General features: G+C 60.4%; 13 protein-coding genes. 3 read left to right on the top strand and 10 right to left on the bottom strand.

Annotation, left to right across the window (positions count from 1 at the left end):
- Positions 1-109 precede the first annotated feature (109 nt).
- Both EHF33_RS16020 and EHF33_RS16015 read left to right on the top strand, forming a co-directional pair.
- Positions 110-805, top strand: coding sequence for a response regulator transcription factor (locus EHF33_RS16020; RefSeq protein ID WP_241191334.1), 696 nt, complete (start codon positions 110-112; stop codon positions 803-805).
- Positions 802-2,088 carry a HAMP domain-containing sensor histidine kinase gene (locus EHF33_RS16015; RefSeq protein ID WP_124873968.1) on the top strand — a complete coding sequence of 429 codons (1,287 nt, stop codon included), beginning with the start codon at positions 802-804 and terminating at the stop codon, positions 2,086-2,088. Before EHF33_RS16020 ends, EHF33_RS16015 begins: the two co-directional genes overlap by 4 nt.
- Before the next feature lie 49 nt (positions 2,089-2,137).
- Here EHF33_RS16015 and EHF33_RS16010 read toward each other — a convergent pair whose 3' ends face one another.
- Both EHF33_RS16010 and EHF33_RS16005 read right to left on the bottom strand, forming a co-directional pair.
- The gene (locus tag EHF33_RS16010) at positions 2,138-2,674 is read right to left on the bottom strand and encodes a Dps family protein (RefSeq protein WP_124873966.1); all 537 of its coding nucleotides are present in this window, start codon (positions 2,672-2,674) and stop codon (positions 2,138-2,140) included.
- A gap of 171 nt (positions 2,675-2,845) precedes the next feature.
- Positions 2,846-3,061 carry a hypothetical protein gene (locus EHF33_RS16005; RefSeq protein WP_124873964.1) on the bottom strand — a complete coding sequence of 72 codons (216 nt, stop codon included), beginning with the start codon at positions 3,059-3,061 and terminating at the stop codon, positions 2,846-2,848.
- Between the two features lie 239 nt (positions 3,062-3,300).
- On the opposite strand from EHF33_RS16005, the gene EHF33_RS16000 reads away from it, so the two are divergent.
- Complete coding sequence (locus EHF33_RS16000; RefSeq protein WP_124873962.1) at positions 3,301-5,961, top strand: PcfJ domain-containing protein; 2,661 nt, start codon at positions 3,301-3,303, stop codon at positions 5,959-5,961.
- A gap of 189 nt (positions 5,962-6,150) precedes the next feature.
- Here the strand turns inward: EHF33_RS16000 and EHF33_RS15995 are convergent, their stop codons facing one another.
- The 8 genes from EHF33_RS15995 to EHF33_RS15965 form a co-directional block, all read right to left on the bottom strand.
- The gene (locus tag EHF33_RS15995; RefSeq protein ID WP_124873960.1) at positions 6,151-6,624 is read right to left on the bottom strand and encodes a DUF4262 domain-containing protein; all 474 of its coding nucleotides are present in this window, start codon (positions 6,622-6,624) and stop codon (positions 6,151-6,153) included.
- Positions 6,625-6,895: 271 nt separating this feature from the next.
- Positions 6,896-7,579: a hypothetical protein gene (locus tag EHF33_RS15990; protein WP_124873958.1), complete on the bottom strand. Its 684-nt coding sequence runs from the start codon at positions 7,577-7,579 to the stop codon at positions 6,896-6,898.
- 37 nt (positions 7,580-7,616) lie between these two features.
- Positions 7,617-8,258, bottom strand: coding sequence for a hypothetical protein (locus tag EHF33_RS15985; RefSeq protein WP_124873956.1), 642 nt, complete (start codon positions 8,256-8,258; stop codon positions 7,617-7,619).
- A 133-nt stretch (positions 8,259-8,391) separates the two neighbouring features.
- A complete protein-coding gene (locus EHF33_RS21205) occupies positions 8,392-8,535 on the bottom strand; it encodes a hypothetical protein (RefSeq protein ID WP_164473570.1) in 144 nt (47 codons plus the stop codon).
- A 200-nt stretch (positions 8,536-8,735) separates the two neighbouring features.
- Positions 8,736-9,467: an HNH endonuclease gene (locus EHF33_RS21975; protein ID WP_420889966.1), complete on the bottom strand. Its 732-nt coding sequence runs from the start codon at positions 9,465-9,467 to the stop codon at positions 8,736-8,738.
- Between the two features lie 60 nt (positions 9,468-9,527).
- Positions 9,528-10,687, bottom strand: a protein-coding gene (locus EHF33_RS15975; protein ID WP_124873932.1) for an IS3 family transposase whose coding sequence is annotated in 2 segments (ribosomal slippage) — positions 9,528-10,420 and positions 10,420-10,687 — 1,161 coding nt in all. Because the reading frame shifts where the segments join, the coding sequence is not laid out codon by codon here.
- Positions 10,688-11,199: 512 nt separating this feature from the next.
- Positions 11,200-12,465, bottom strand: coding sequence for a DUF790 family protein (locus tag EHF33_RS15970; RefSeq protein ID WP_124873954.1), 1,266 nt, complete (start codon positions 12,463-12,465; stop codon positions 11,200-11,202).
- Positions 12,452-13,861, bottom strand: a complete 1,410-nt coding sequence (locus EHF33_RS15965; protein WP_124873952.1) for a DEAD/DEAH box helicase family protein — start codon at positions 13,859-13,861, stop codon at positions 12,452-12,454. The genes EHF33_RS15970 and EHF33_RS15965 overlap by 14 nt, the downstream gene beginning before the upstream one ends.
- Between the last annotated feature and the right edge of the window lie 8 nt (positions 13,862-13,869).

Below are 13,869 nucleotides of genomic sequence, written 5' to 3'. Positions count from 1 at the left end.
GGAGCAACCGTAAAACGCGGCGGTTATAGCCTGGTTACGTTTAACCCCTTACATTTAACCCAGTCGTAACCCCACCCGCGCATGCTGAACAGGTGAACAGACATGCCAGGTGTTGCCGGAGATCAGGGTGCTGATCTTGCTGGTAGAAGATGAGGAGGCGATTGCCTTGCCGCTGCGGCGAGCACTGGCCGCGCAAGGTTACACGGTAAACTACGCCGCTGATCTGACCCACGCGCGGGCCGCTGTGCTGACCCTGGAACCCGATCTGGCGGTGCTGGATGTGCAGCTCCCCGAAGACGAGGCCGGCGGGTTTGTGCTGGCCCGTGAGATGCGGGCAGCGGGCTACCGGGGCAGTCTGCTGTTTCTGACGGCCCGCGACAGCCTGGATGATCGCCTGGAGGGGCTGGATCTCGGTGGCGACGATTACCTGACCAAGCCGTTTCATCTCTCCGAACTGCTTTCGCGGGTTCGGGCGCTGCTGCGGCGGGTCAGCGAGGCCAAGACCGATCTGCTGAGCTACGGCCCGTTGTCGCTCGATTTGGTGACGCACCGAGTCGAATGGGAGGGCCGCACCGTGATGCTCAGCTTGCGGGAATACGACGTGCTGGAACGTCTGGCCCGCGCACCCGGACGCGTCTTCTCGGCAGAGGAACTGATGGATGTGGTCTGGGGTGAGCGGGCCAGCGACCCCGGCGTGGTCAAAGTCTGTGTTCATCATCTGCGGGCCAAACTCAGTCCCGAGGTGATCCAGACGGTTCAGCGCGGCTATCAACTGGGCCTGGCGAATCTGGAGCGCCGACCATGAAGCTGGGCGTCCGACTGGCGCTGCTGATCGCCCTGATTGTCACGGGAGCGCTGTTGGCTCAGGGCTTTTTCGGTTTCCTGACCTTCCGCCAGACTGCCAATGCGGCCCTGCGCAACGACCTGAGTACCTACCTTGCCGCGCTGGCCCATGATCGCAAGGAAGGGGACACCCCGACCTACCTGCCCAACGAGAACGGTATCCGCGCCCGCTTGATCCGGCGTGAAAAGGTGATTCAGGAATACGGCGGTCCCTTTCCCCAGACCGCCACCCAGCACGGCGACGACGACAAGCACAGCGACGAGTGGTTGACCCAGCAACTCGCGGTGCCAGATCTGGGAGCAGGGACGCTCTTACAGGCCAGTATTCCGCTGCGGTCTTACCATCAGGGCTTGGCCGCTTATCTGGCCACCGTCACGCTGTCGGTGGTGGTGATGTCGCTGCTGGGTGTGGCGGCGGCGCTGCTGGTGAGCCGGAGCATGGTGCGGCCCATCAGTGATCTCTCGCGGGCCGCCGAACGGGTAGCGCAATCTGGGCAACTGGATGAACGGGTGGACGCGCCACAAGGTCAAGTCGAAATCGCCCGACTGGCCCGCAGCTTCAATACCATGCTCCAGCGGCTTTCAGCCTTTCGGCAGCGTGAAACAGAATTCGTGCGCCACGCCTCCCACGAGTTCCGCACGCCACTTGCGGCGCTGCGGGCGCAGGTGGACGCCAACGCCCAAGGCTGGATCAGTGACGCCGAACTGATCGCCACGGTCGACCAGCAAGTCGAGCGGCTCGCCGCCCTGACGGGAGCGCTGCTGCTGCTCTCCCGCGAGAACAGTGCCGAGCATGAAATCTTCGACCTGGGCGAGATCAGCGGTGCACTGGCCCAGCAACACGGCGCAGCGTACTGCGGCCCGGCCCACCTGCCATTTTCCGGAAGTCAGGCGTTGATCAGTCAGGTTCTGATCAATCTATTGATCAACGTCAATAAATACGCGCCCAGAGCGGCAGCCACCGTAGGCTTAGCTGCTGCCGATCAGCAGATCGTTTTGTCGGTCAGCGACGCGGGCCCCGGTGTGCCACCGGACGCGCTGCCCCGCTTGATGGAGGCGTTTTACCGTGTGCCCGGCACCCGTGAGAGCGGGAGTGGCCTGGGCCTGGCCATCGTGCAGCGCGTCGCGGAGGTTCACGGCGGTACGGTGCGACTGGCGTCCAATTCACCTCAAGGCTTAACGGTGCAGCTGCACTTGCCTAACATTCCGGCCAACCTCGAAGGTAGCGCAAAACCGCCGAGTTGATGGTTCTCCTGGGCGGTTATGGTCTAGAACAAACTTAAAAGAAAGGGTGTTAGCGGGTCTGTTCGCCGCCCTGCACCACCTCAAACAAAAACCAGGTGCGGCGCTCGGTCTCGTCGATCAACACTTCCAGCAAGCTGGAGGTGGCGTAGTCACGGGCGTCGTCACACACTTCATGCGCCTTTCGCATGCTGGCGGCGATGCTCTGGTTATCGGCCATCAGTTCGCGCAGCATATCTAAAGGAGCCACGAAGTCGGCGTTGTTGTCTTGCACGGTCTGGAGGCCCGAGATGTGCGAGATGGATCGAAGCGTAGTGCCGCCCAGCTTGCGAACACGCTCGGCCAGCGGATCGGTGCTGCCGATGAGCTGGTCGGCCTGCTCGTCGAGCATTAGGTGATAATCGCGGAAGTGGCTGCCAGACAGATGCCAGTGAAAGTTCTTGGTCTTCAGGTAGACCGCGTAAGCGTCAGCGATGATCGGATTGATAGCTTCGACAATCTTCTGAATCCCCTCGGCCTTCAGGTCGGTTGGGGTCTTCAGGGCTTCTGGGGCGGGATAAGCAGCGGTCTTGGGGGTGGTCTGGGTCATGGGATTCTCCCAAAAAATCAAGAAGGCGAGCGTGTTGGACTTCAAACACGGTTTTTCATGGTCTTCCTCTTTGATAGGGGACAGATGGAAGTGGGCGCAGAAAACTTCATGGAGCTGATGTGAATGTCTGGTCGGATAGCTTGCCAGCCACCTGGTCAGCACCACTTTCAGTCAGCACTTGCCGCGCTGCTCACGCAGATGAAAGCACCAGCCGCGTTCCTGCTGGACAACGATGGGCTGTATCGTCCTAGACTGCTCAGTGCGGTGCTGGAACCACGTCTCGTCCGTTTCCTGCTCCAGACGGATAACGTCCTGTACCGTGCACTTTTCCTGAAGTTTGAGCGCTGGGACAAAGGCGTGGAGCGGCATCAGCATTGGTTTGATCATGCTGTTGCTCCCCCCCAGCGTCGTTCTGGGGACGGGCAAACGTCTCCAGATCGTAACTACTCAGCGGCCCCCTTGCGGAGCAGGAGCAATGACTGCTTGACACGTCTTGATTCGTGCTGAGCAGTTACGTTTCACTTACTGCCAAACTGGGCCATCTAGCGGATGTCGGGGTGCTAGGTTGGCCAGTAAACTACGAACAGATGCCTGCTGCACCTCCTCTCCCAGAATCTTCGTCTCCCATGCGGGCCTGGCCTGACGCGCCGCAAGTGGTTCAGGCTCTTGAAGTACAAGTCGCTCTAGGACGCAGCGCCACCCACGTGGTGATTGGCTCAGGACCGGAGTTGCCAGCAGGCGCGGTGCTGCATGCCGGGCCGCGCGCGGTTCGCGTGACGTTCGGGCAGGAAGCGCCGCTTGCCTGGCAACGCGCTGATCCTCAGCAACTGGACGCAGCGCTGGTAGCGCTGCACGGGCAGATTCTCGAAGAGGCCGACCAACTTCCTGAGCTGCTGGTGCGCGAGCAAACTGCTGAACAGCGGGGTAGCCGGGCTGTGGAACGCCGGTTGGGACGGATGTTAGCGTTGCGGGGGGTACTCGACCTCTCGGCCGCCTGGGATGAGGGCAAGGGCTGGGACGGAAATCCCAAACGAGCCGCTTGCACCGCCCTCCCCTGGCATCCGCTCAACAGGGCCTTCGGGGCTCAGGCCACACTCAGCGAAACCTGGCAACTGCATGACCTCCGCCGTTGGTCGCTCCCTCACCCGCAGCAGGCGTTGGCCATCACCGCTCATGTGACGTGTGCGGCGCTCCTGCAGCAGTCCAGCTTCGGATCATCACAGTTGGTTCCGCCTCCACTGCCACGTGACCCGGCAGCACGGCTGACGTTGCGCCTACGACTTCAAGACCAGCTCTTCAACACCCACTCGAAGGTGAAGCAAAGAATGGCTGCACCGGCCCTCTTGAACGTCGATCCAGATGCTGACTCATTCGTCCGCCGGGTCCGCTGGGCGCTCGCAGCGGTGCTCGACCCGGCCCTATTGGCGTTTGACGAAGCGGACGTCCGGCAAGCCGTGCAGGGTGCCCTGGGCGCTTCGGTGGCCCTGAGGCGGCTGCTGCCGAAGGTGCATCACGGGCCGGTGGCGGCCCTAGCGGTAAAGGTGCGCCGAAACCTGCAGGAGGACCTTTTCTTCGAGGCAGGTAAGGGAAGCCTCCCCGCCAGAAGGGCCGGAAAGGAAGCGGTGCGCCGCAGCTGCTGGACGGCTGCGTGGGCAGCGGACGCTCATCTCCAGGACTGTCTGGCGGCAGAAGCCATCGGCGGACCACTGCATCAGCTGATTCCAGGCCTGGATACGGCTGGGCCGACGTGGTTACCGGTGCGCGAGCGAGTGCTGGACCGAACCTTCGAAGAACTCAAAGATCTGTTCGCTGCGGTGCTGGCACTGCTGGAAGAAACGCGCCTTCCCCTTCAGGACTTGAGTGCGCTGCTGACGGGCCGTGGTGTCTTGCGCCTGGGAAGTGCCGCTTCAGCAGGCACCCTTCAAACGGCATTTTCTGAGCTTCAGACCGCTCTGGACGCCTTGCCTGACCACGCCAAATCGAGTCAGGCGCAGTCCGAAGTGCGCTGGGCCTGGAAAGAGCAATTGGCGCTGCGGTGCGCTCCAGGTCTTGAAGAAGCCATTTCCAATCTCAAAAGCGTGATGGCTGAGCACCACCGGCAACTGAGGCGCCTGAAAACCGAGGTATGCCAATCGACTGGAGTGAGCGAATCAGCCTTGGAGGAGGTGCTCGGCGGCGAAGAGCGCTTCACGTTGGATGCTGCGGACCTGGCACTCGAACGCCGCGTGGTCTGGGCAGACGGCTGCTGGGACGTCCGGGTGGCACGCCATCCGCAGGAACTGGTGGAAGACGGTCAGCTGCTGGGGCACTGTGTCGGCTGGGGCGGGTGTGCCCAAAGCGTGCGGGCCGGGCACATCCGAATTATCCGCATCCTCGAACAGCTGCCAGGCGAGGTGATTCAGCCCCGATTGACGCTGGAATTGACCACTGAACCGAATCGGGTTGGATGGACAATCGTTCAGGCACGTGGATTCAAGAACCGCTCCCCCACCGTAGAAGAGCAGGCGCTCCTGAACTTATGGAGCCAGACAACCGGCGTGCAGCCAGAGTGCTCTCCCGTGCCTGAACTGCAGCGGGCCCTGCAGCGGCTGAATGCACGCACCGAAGCGCTGGAGGGGCTTGAGGAAGGCGCACTGGTGTGCCCTCCTCAATTAGTGAAGGAAGCTGCGATACAATTCGAAGCGGCTTGCGCTGCGCAGTGGACCCACGTAGCCACTCGCCAGCACCAGGAAACGCTGCGGCGCATCGCTCGTCTGAGGGGGCGTGCCCAGGATCATCTCGAACAGGAGCTCGCTCGTCTCCACGCTGCCGGTGATCCTGGCTTGGTTGGGACGCTTCACGATTCGTATCTGCTTCCGGGCGTGCCTTCGTTGCAGTTGCCTGTAGATCAGCGCTCTGTGATGCAGCCGGAAGCGAACGGCGTGGGGATCCAGATCGCCCACCGCTCCGAACTGACGCTCGGCCACTTCCTGGAGGCGTACGAAGTCTGGCAGACGCTGACTGTGAGAACAGTGAAGCGCTCAAGCAACCTGGGGTTGCTGTTCAAGTACGGGACGGGTTCAGAGCAGCGCTTTGTCCTGACCCCGCAAATGTGGCGCTCCGAAACACTGCCACCGCAGGGCCAATCCGCATCTACCCGGCGTCAGGAGATATTCTGGCAAGTCCTCGAGATTCTGAAGGCCGTGATGGACGTCCCGCTTGGGCCACTGGAAGCGCCTCTTAGCGCCTTGACGCGGCGGTCAGGAGCAACCTTGAAGGCGCAATTCACCGCCTGGTCGTTCTGCTGACTGCCCGGAAGCAGACTTGTCCCTCCTGCACGTTTGGAGAAAGCAGACGAGCGTCTCTTTAACGTCCATGTTTCAGGAGCTCAGTGGAGTGGCAGACGGACGGCAGCAACACCTGATCATTAATAGAAGGTGACTACGTAGCACGATCTTACCCTGTGCTGCGTAGTCACCCTCATTGAAAAGTAGGAGTCAGTTTCTCCCGAGAATAGGCTGGTGACTACGCAGCTCTTCAAGGAAGCCAGCGTGCCAGGGAAAGAAGCCCTGACGGTCCGGCCACACGCATTGCAGCACTGGAAACATCTGCTTGCGGTACAGCCACTGGGCGTACCCAAGGTACTCATCGTATGCCTCGGAACCGACATCCATGAAGGTGCAGGAGTGATCCTCTATGAGACCCTCTGCCTGCTGACCGGACTCAAACCGGCGCATTTTACGGCTGACTTCGTTCCCAGCGAGATTGAGAATCTCGTGCATGACCTTAAGACTGAGGCCAAACATGATCAGTTCAGGATGCAGGTAGTTCGCCCAAAGGCCGACGGTGAAGGCGAAACCTGGATCTTCGGCATCTTCAGGCACTTTGAGTACGAACCATCCGTACTCTTGAATGCCACGAAGGACATCCACATCGAAGTCGTTCTCTGGTTCAGGGAACTGCGGGTTCATACCATCAGTTTCTCATGGCTTCGGCACGACAGGTGTGAGGGTGAAGGTGACTGCTCAGCACAACCAGCTCCTTGCTGAGCAATCACTCCAGATCTTGGTCAAGCAGAAGAACGCACTGGCGCGTTCCTGGTTCCGTGCCCCGCGCAGGGCGGGGGACCGAATGAGGAACGCGGATCCTGAAGGCCGCGTTCGCCGCCCGCCGGGGCGGCTTAGCTGGCCTTGAAGAAGCGGCCCAGCCAGCCGAGCCGGATGGTTTTGGCTGGTTGGGCGGTCAGGGCCACGTAGACGTGCTTGGGGGTGACGCGCCTGTGGGCAGACGCAGGTTTGCCAGGCGTTCAATGTGCTGCGCGACACGAATCGCCAGTTGAGGGCAGAGCCACACCGCTCTCTGATTCTGGCCTTCCAGAATGATGGTCGCGCCGCTGCTGAAGATCGGGATGGGGGTCGTTTCGTCGAGATTGTGCCCGGCGGCGGCGCGGTGGAGGTGATCGGCGAGGAGCAAGGCTTCGGTGACGCTCAGGGTTGCGGTGGCGAACCCGAGTTCGAGCGTGAGTTGCGCCGCTGCATTCATGGTGAGGGTGACCGGCAGGGTCAGGGGCAAGGGGGCAGAGACCGACTGGCTGGGCTTGAGCCAACTTAACGCCGCCGCGCGGCAGGCGTGCGGTGCAAGTTCCGCCACCCGCTTCGCCTGCTGGCTGGGGAAGATAATCCACACATGCAGCACGTCATCCTGCGACTGCTCGGCGAAGATGACCTGGTACCCAGCCTTCAGGTAAGCCTCGACCTCTTCCCGGCAGGGCGTCGACTGGAAGTGGCCAATGCCGGACGCGTTCTGTACCCAGCTGCGCCAGGTCATCCTGGCCGCTGCATTCGGGCAGAGCGGGAGGTCGGCGAGCAGTACTCGCGCTTCTTCGCGGGAGAGCAATGTTAAACCAATCTGGGTCGTCTCATTCATGACTTCATCCTGGGAGGGGTGATGGTTGAACATCAATTCAGGCCAGAACCGCGCTGCTGCGAGCTTCGAGAACCGTGAAGTAACGCTTCTTCCCGTCGATCATGGCGCTGTCGGTCTTGACGAGCACTTCCGCGACGGTCACGACGCCTTTGGCCTGACCACTCATTGGGGTGTGTCCCCAGCTCTCGACCTTCAGATAGTGCGGACGGGTCGCGCTGCTGCGCCCTTCGGGAAGGTTGACAACGATGGCCCCTTCGGTCACAGTCGTTGCGCCTACCGTTTTCATCTTGGGTGCGTCAGCGAGGCGGCCCCGGATGGTGAAACTGTTCACCGCTTGCAGGAGCACGCGGTGCTCACCCATCATTTTGCTGGTCGTGCCGCGCAGACGGGTCATGCTCAAGCCCCGGACGACCAGCTGTGCGCGTGGTTCATTGCTGGCGCGTTCCACCCAGGTCTGCTGTTCAATCACCGCCTGGTCGAAGAGCACGGCGTCACCCGACTGGAGGGCCAGGGCAGCGGTGGCGGTGTGGCCGGAGACGCGGATCTGCTCGAAGTACACCAGCGGCTTGTTCTCCCGGTGCGTTTCGCCCGCGATGGTGACGATGCAGGCGGGGAAGCCTGCGGCTTGGCTCTTATCTTCCACACGGACGATGCTGCCGCTGATCATGCCTTGATTCATGGTGGTTCTCCTTGATGGTCCGCTGTGTTGGGCGGTAGGGGAGGGCGTCGCTTAAGGGGGTGGACCCGATGTTGAGCAAAGGGTTCTGTTCTGCTGTGCCCCGGCGTTGTTGGCCGGGGAGGGCCACGGTCGTTTAGGTGAGGTTGACGGCCTGGCCCTGGTGGGTGGCGCGGGTCGTTTCGGCGTGGTCGAGGACGCGGCAGGTGACGCCGCCGCCGATGAGGATGTCGCCGGGCAGGATGCGGAGTCTGTCGGCATTCGGTTGCGCGTGAAACAACAAGAGATCCGGCGCGAGGGTGGGGCTGATGTTCAGTCCGAGCGCCGCACGATCCATTGCCTGCCGGGGTGACGTGCCGAGGCAGAGGATGGTGGCCAGTGGTAAGAGCTGAGAGCCGACACCGCGCAGCAGTTAAAAATCATACAAACCTCCGAGATACCCCAGAATTTATTCTGGGGAGGAAAGGAGCCATGCCAAGGCTAAAAACCATAGCTATAGCCGTCTTGTCTTTGGAGTGTTCTGAAGAAGCGGCGATGCAGTCCATCTTTTTTCTCCTTTTTTCCTTCCGTGTCTCGCCCAATGCTCAGGCAAAATTGCCCGCTCTTCCGCATAGAAACCCGCCCTACATACACGCCTGTATGTTTTCCCGTCAGAACATGTGCGATCACCATGTCGCCCGTCTGGAAGCCGAAAAAGACTTTCTGCCGGGTCCGCCATTTGTTCGGAAACCCGTATTTGTCTGTCTTACACGCCTTGCGATTTCCACGTTCCATGCACTTGATCAGCAGCGGTTTGAGGTGAGGGATGGCGACGTGTTCGCCCGACTCGCCAACGCAGGCCGCGTCAATCCAGTGGGCCTTCTTAAAGCCCTGAGTTCGGCGGTTGAACTTGGTGCGTCCACCTGTGCCAATCTCAACCGGAAATCCGTAAGATTTCAGCGTCTCATACAGCTTCCAGCGTGTTGAATTGACCGCTGCCGCGTCCCGCAGAGAGGCTTTGGCTTGACCCAGAATCTTCTTGAGGATTTCCGGTTTCTTTGCTAAGAATTCGTTGACGTCCCGACTGCTTTTCTTTTGGTTGCAGGGAACGCAAGCCAGTGTCAGATTGTTGACTCGGTTGGAGCCGCCTTTGCTTCTGGGGATGATGTGCTCAATCTCTAAGGGGGTCTGTTCAGCGCCGCAGTAAGCACACTTGCGACCCCATTTCTCCAGCAGATACTCGCGTACCTCGTAGTTCAGTAGTGGGCTTGCCCCGATTTTGCGTAGTTGAGGTTAAGCGGCTGTAGCTTGGCGTTCGAAGTCAGCGGGTGTCAAGTAGCCTAGAGACGAGTGGCGGCGCTGACGGTTATAAAAGACCTCAATGAACTCGAAAATGGCTTGTCTGGCAACTGCTCGGGTCTCGAAGATCGTCTCCTCGAACAGCTCCCGTTTCAGGGAGCTGAAAAAGCTCTCCACAACGGCGTTATCCCAGCATTCCCCTTTGCGGCTCATACTGCACTTCGCCTGAATCTGTGCGAGTGCAGATTGAAACAGATGGCTCGTATACTGACTTCCTTGGTCGCTGTGATGCAGCAAACCTGGTGGTGGATTTCGGCGCTGGACAGCCATGTGCAACGCTGCCAGTGGCAGCGTTGCAGGCATGTACGCATCCATTGCATACCCCACTACCGTTCGGGAAAACAGATCGAGGGTAACAGCCAAGTAGAGCCAGCCTTCTTTCGTGGGAATGTAGGTCAAATCGGCGGCCCAGATCTGGTTGGGCTGCTGGACGTTGAACTGGCGATCAAGCAGGTTTGGGCAGACTGGATCGCTGTGATTACGGTTGGTCGTGCGTACTGAGCGGTGCTTTCCTTTAGCTCGCAGCCCACCAATACGCATCAAACGGGCAATCCTCTTCTTGGAGACCGACAATCCTTCGGCTTTCAGCTCCGCATGAATCCGTGGGGCACCGTAGCGTGCCTTGCGGTGGTGGTAGACATCGTGGATGCGCTGCTTCAGCAGCGCGTCCTGTTGCTGCTGATTGGAGATGGGCCTTCTTCGCCAACTGTGGTAGCCGCTCACTGAAACCTCCAGCACCCGACACATGATGTCCAAGCGGTACTGGGATCGGTAGTCATGAATGAAGCGGAATCTCAGTACGTAGTTTCTTTGGCAAAGAAGGCCGTCGCTTTTTTCAGGATTTCACGTTCTTGGCGCAGGACTTTAACTTCCTTGCGGAGCCTGCGAATCTCTTGTTGGTCGGCGGTCAGTAGTTGCTGACCATGACCGGGGAATGCGGCATGGCCAACCTCTTGCTCAGCGCTCATCCATTTACGGATGAGCGAAACACTGACGCTCAGGTCGCGGGCGGTACTGGAGACGTTGCCGTTCGTTCGGGCAAGCTGCACGGCGTCTCGTTTGAAGTCAGCGGTATGGATTCTGCGGTTTGTCATGATGGGCCTCCTATTGTCGAGGCTTATCTCCATCTACGCAAAACTGGGCCACTCTCAGTAGTCACTATGGCCTCGAATAGTCGCTTTGGCCTCCTGCCGACGTCAGCCCGTATCTCCACTTGCCCGGTAATGCGACTGGTGGGCTTGCCCCGATTTTGCGGCTCTTCCGGCATTTCCGTGCAATGGTGAGGTCTGAGGCTCTATCGCAGTTTCAAAACCCGAAGACATGACGTCGAAGACGGCGTTGCGCCACCGAAGTTCAGCGAACTTACCTCTGGAATGGCCTTAATGCACGGAATCAGCGGAAGAGCCAAACTGGGTCACCTTCACTTCGATATTGTGACGGCCCTGCGGATCAGCGAACTGAACGCCCGGCGCAGAGGGGCAGGGGAGACCAAGCAGGCTGAGAAGCTCGCCAACTGCACGCCTGCTCGCGAGGACAGCTTGCGCATCCGCCAGTGGGCATGGTTGCGGCCATCTGAAGAACAGTCCTCAGAAGATGGAGAACGGATTCATTGGAGCTTCCCTTTGATCCGTTTCTTCTTTGCCCGTTCGGTTGGCTGCACCGCCAATACCTCAGCCAATTCCAGCACCCGCTTTGGATCTAGGACGCCCTTAAATGAAATGACCTGCTCACTGAAAGCGTCCAACTTGATCCCGGCTTTCTCCAGATTCAGCCGCTCGCTGATTGCCACGATGATGTCCATCCGGCCCGACTTCTTGAGCCGGTCAAACTTCTTGGTCAGGTAATCAGGCCGCCAGTAGCCCACGATCTCCAGCAGCACGCTGCGCCCGTCTTCGTGCAGCAAGCGGAAATCGGGAATGATCACGCCGCCGGGGATGGGCACCAAGTCCACCTCGCGTTCCAGTGTCCAAGGTGACTTGAGTTTGGCAAAGCGGTCAGCAAAGCCCGACTCCAGAGCTGAATCGAACTCTTTAGGCGGCGGGTAGTGGCTGACGTAACCGTCCTCGCTGGTGAGTTGAAACGACCACTCGGTATCGGTGGGATCGATCCACGCCAGGTCTTTGCGGGGTTTGAGAGCGGCAGATAAATCCCACTCGGTCACGTGAAGCAGCGCCGGTAGAAACTTAGCCAAGCTCAATCCGTAGCGGGTCGTGCCGCCAAACAAAGACGTCGGGCCGTCGAGGGTCAGGGTGAAGCCGTAATCCGAATCCCCTTCCACCGTGACCATCAATCCGAAGAACTTGACGTAGGAGATCAACTGCCGGTACCGGGCTGGTTCGTTGCGGCGGGCGGTGATGATCAGGCTGTAAGCGCGGTAGAGCAGCCCCTGTGCCTGTGCCAGGTTGTAGCGGTCGAGCAGTATCTGAGGGTCAGGGGCTTCAAAGCTTACCAGCGTCTGCTGATCCGGCAGGTCGGCGTACAGCGCGTCGGCCACCTCCTGCGGGTCAGCTCCCAGACTGCGTCCCACCTGTTCGAGGAGGTCTTGACGGCGAAACCGTGCCGGTGGGTGCGCCTGGCTGAGTTCGAAGAGTCGGGCCCGCACCAGTGGCGGGGAGAGAACCCCCCCGGTGGCAAAGGTGCTGTGATCCCCAGCGAGGATGTGCGCCAACCCACGCACCACCCGGTAGTCCCGGCGACCTTCCTCCAAAGTCTTGAGTTCCTCGCTCAGTTCAAAACGCCGCTTGCCCACGCTGGTTTCAAACAACTCGATCAAGCGGGCGATCAGTGCGGTGTGGGTCGGGTTAGGCTTGAGTAATCTCGGCTCGACGATCCCGGCCTTGACCTTGAACATCAGCAGCTCAGTGGGGAGCATTCACATCCTCCCAGGTGGCGGTGGGGACAGACGGCCCGCGTTGGCTGTTCCACTCGCCCCGGCGCTGCTGGCTGACCCGCTCTTCGCTGGTGCCCTCGGTGACGACTTCGTACAGCACCGCTTTCTTTCCTTCCGATTTCCGCAGGATGCGCCCCAGCCGCTGAATGTACTCGCGCTCCGTGGCTGTGCCGGAGAGGACGACAGCGATGCTCGCTTCCGGAACGTCGACGCCCTCGTTTAGAACCCGGCTGGCCGCCAAAATGCGGTAGGTGCCTGCCTTGAACTGCTGCAACAGGTCGTGGCGCTCCTTGACGGGCGTATGGTGCGTAATCACTGGGATGAAGAACTCGCGGCTGATCCGGTAGACCATCGCGTTGTCGTCTGCAAAGATCAACGTGCGCTCGGTCGGGTGGTTGGCCAGCACTTCCTCCAGTACCCGTAATTTGCCGTCGGTGCCGAAGGCGATAGACCGCGCTTCCCGGTGGGCCAGCATGGCTTTGCGCCCTTCCAAGGTACCGCTGGCGTTGATGAACTTCTGCCAGCCTTCAGGCGAGCCGAGTTTGATATGCATCCGCCACAGGAACGCGTTGCGCTGGGCAATCAGCTCGTCGTAACGGGCCTGCTCAGTGGCGCTCAGGCGAATCCGAATCTGCACTTCCTGATAGTCGGCCAACGTGCCGCCACCCAGCTCGGCGGGGGTCTTGTGGTAAACGACTGGGCCAACCAGGGCGTCCAGATCTGCCTCGCGTCCGTCGCCGCGCTTGGGCGTCGCGGTCAGGCCCAAGCGGTAGGGAGCCAGGCTCATGGTGGCGATGGTGCGGTAGTAATCAGAGGGTAAATGGTGAACCTCGTCAAAGATGATCAGCGCGTACCGGGTGGCCAGCTCCTCGGCGTAGATAGTTGCGGATTCATAGATGGCGATCAGAATGGGCGTCTGGTCTTTATTGCCGTCACCCAGCAGGCCGATGTTGGCGTCGGGAAAGGCGGCCAGCAGCCCCGAATACCACTGGTGCATCAACACTTTGGTGGGAACGCAGATGAGCGTGCTGCGGGGCGTGTCGCGCATCGCCAGCTGAGCGACAAAGGTTTTCCCCGACCCGGTGGGCAACACCACCACCCCTTGCCGCCCGGCCTGCTTCCAAGCGGCCAGCGCTTCGGTCTGATGGAGGTAGGGCTCGACTTCCCGGCTGACGCGCAGCTCCAGAGTTTTGAACTCAGTCGCCTCGTCCTGGTGCTTGACGCCGTGCGCCCGCAGCGTCTCGACGACTTGCCGGTAGCACTGCCCCGGTGCCCGGTAGAGCTGTGAGCGGTCGTCCCAGGTGAACAGCGGGGCGATCACCTGGGGGGTTTCCCAGGTGATCAGCGTTCCCCGGTCATATTTGAGTTTCACAGTCACGGGCGCAT

This window comes from Deinococcus psychrotolerans (genome assembly GCF_003860465.1).
Classification (GTDB): Bacteria; Deinococcota; Deinococci; order Deinococcales; family Deinococcaceae; genus Deinococcus; species Deinococcus psychrotolerans.
Note: the sequence above shows the minus strand (reverse complement) of the source record. Positions and strands in the feature narration are given on the sequence as shown.

What these genes read in the sequence shown, in the direction of transcription:
- EHF33_RS15970 (WP_124873954.1), bottom strand. Translation starts at nt 12,465, where the DNA reads ATGCTCCCCACTGAGCTGCTGATGTTCAAGGTCAAGGCCGGGATCGTC.
- EHF33_RS16005 (WP_124873964.1), bottom strand. Translation starts at nt 3,061, where the DNA reads ATGATCAAACCAATGCTGATGCCGCTCCACGCCTTTGTCCCAGCGCTC.
- EHF33_RS15985 (WP_124873956.1), bottom strand. Translation starts at nt 8,258, where the DNA reads ATGAATCAAGGCATGATCAGCGGCAGCATCGTCCGTGTGGAAGATAAG.
- EHF33_RS15990 (WP_124873958.1), bottom strand. Translation starts at nt 7,579, where the DNA reads ATGAATGAGACGACCCAGATTGGTTTAACATTGCTCTCCCGCGAAGAA.
- EHF33_RS16010 (WP_124873966.1), bottom strand. Translation starts at nt 2,674, where the DNA reads ATGACCCAGACCACCCCCAAGACCGCTGCTTATCCCGCCCCAGAAGCC.
- EHF33_RS16000 (WP_124873962.1), top strand. Translation starts at nt 3,301, where the DNA reads ATGCGGGCCTGGCCTGACGCGCCGCAAGTGGTTCAGGCTCTTGAAGTA.
- EHF33_RS16015 (WP_124873968.1), top strand. Translation starts at nt 802, where the DNA reads ATGAAGCTGGGCGTCCGACTGGCGCTGCTGATCGCCCTGATTGTCACG.
- EHF33_RS15995 (WP_124873960.1), bottom strand. Translation starts at nt 6,624, where the DNA reads ATGAACCCGCAGTTCCCTGAACCAGAGAACGACTTCGATGTGGATGTC.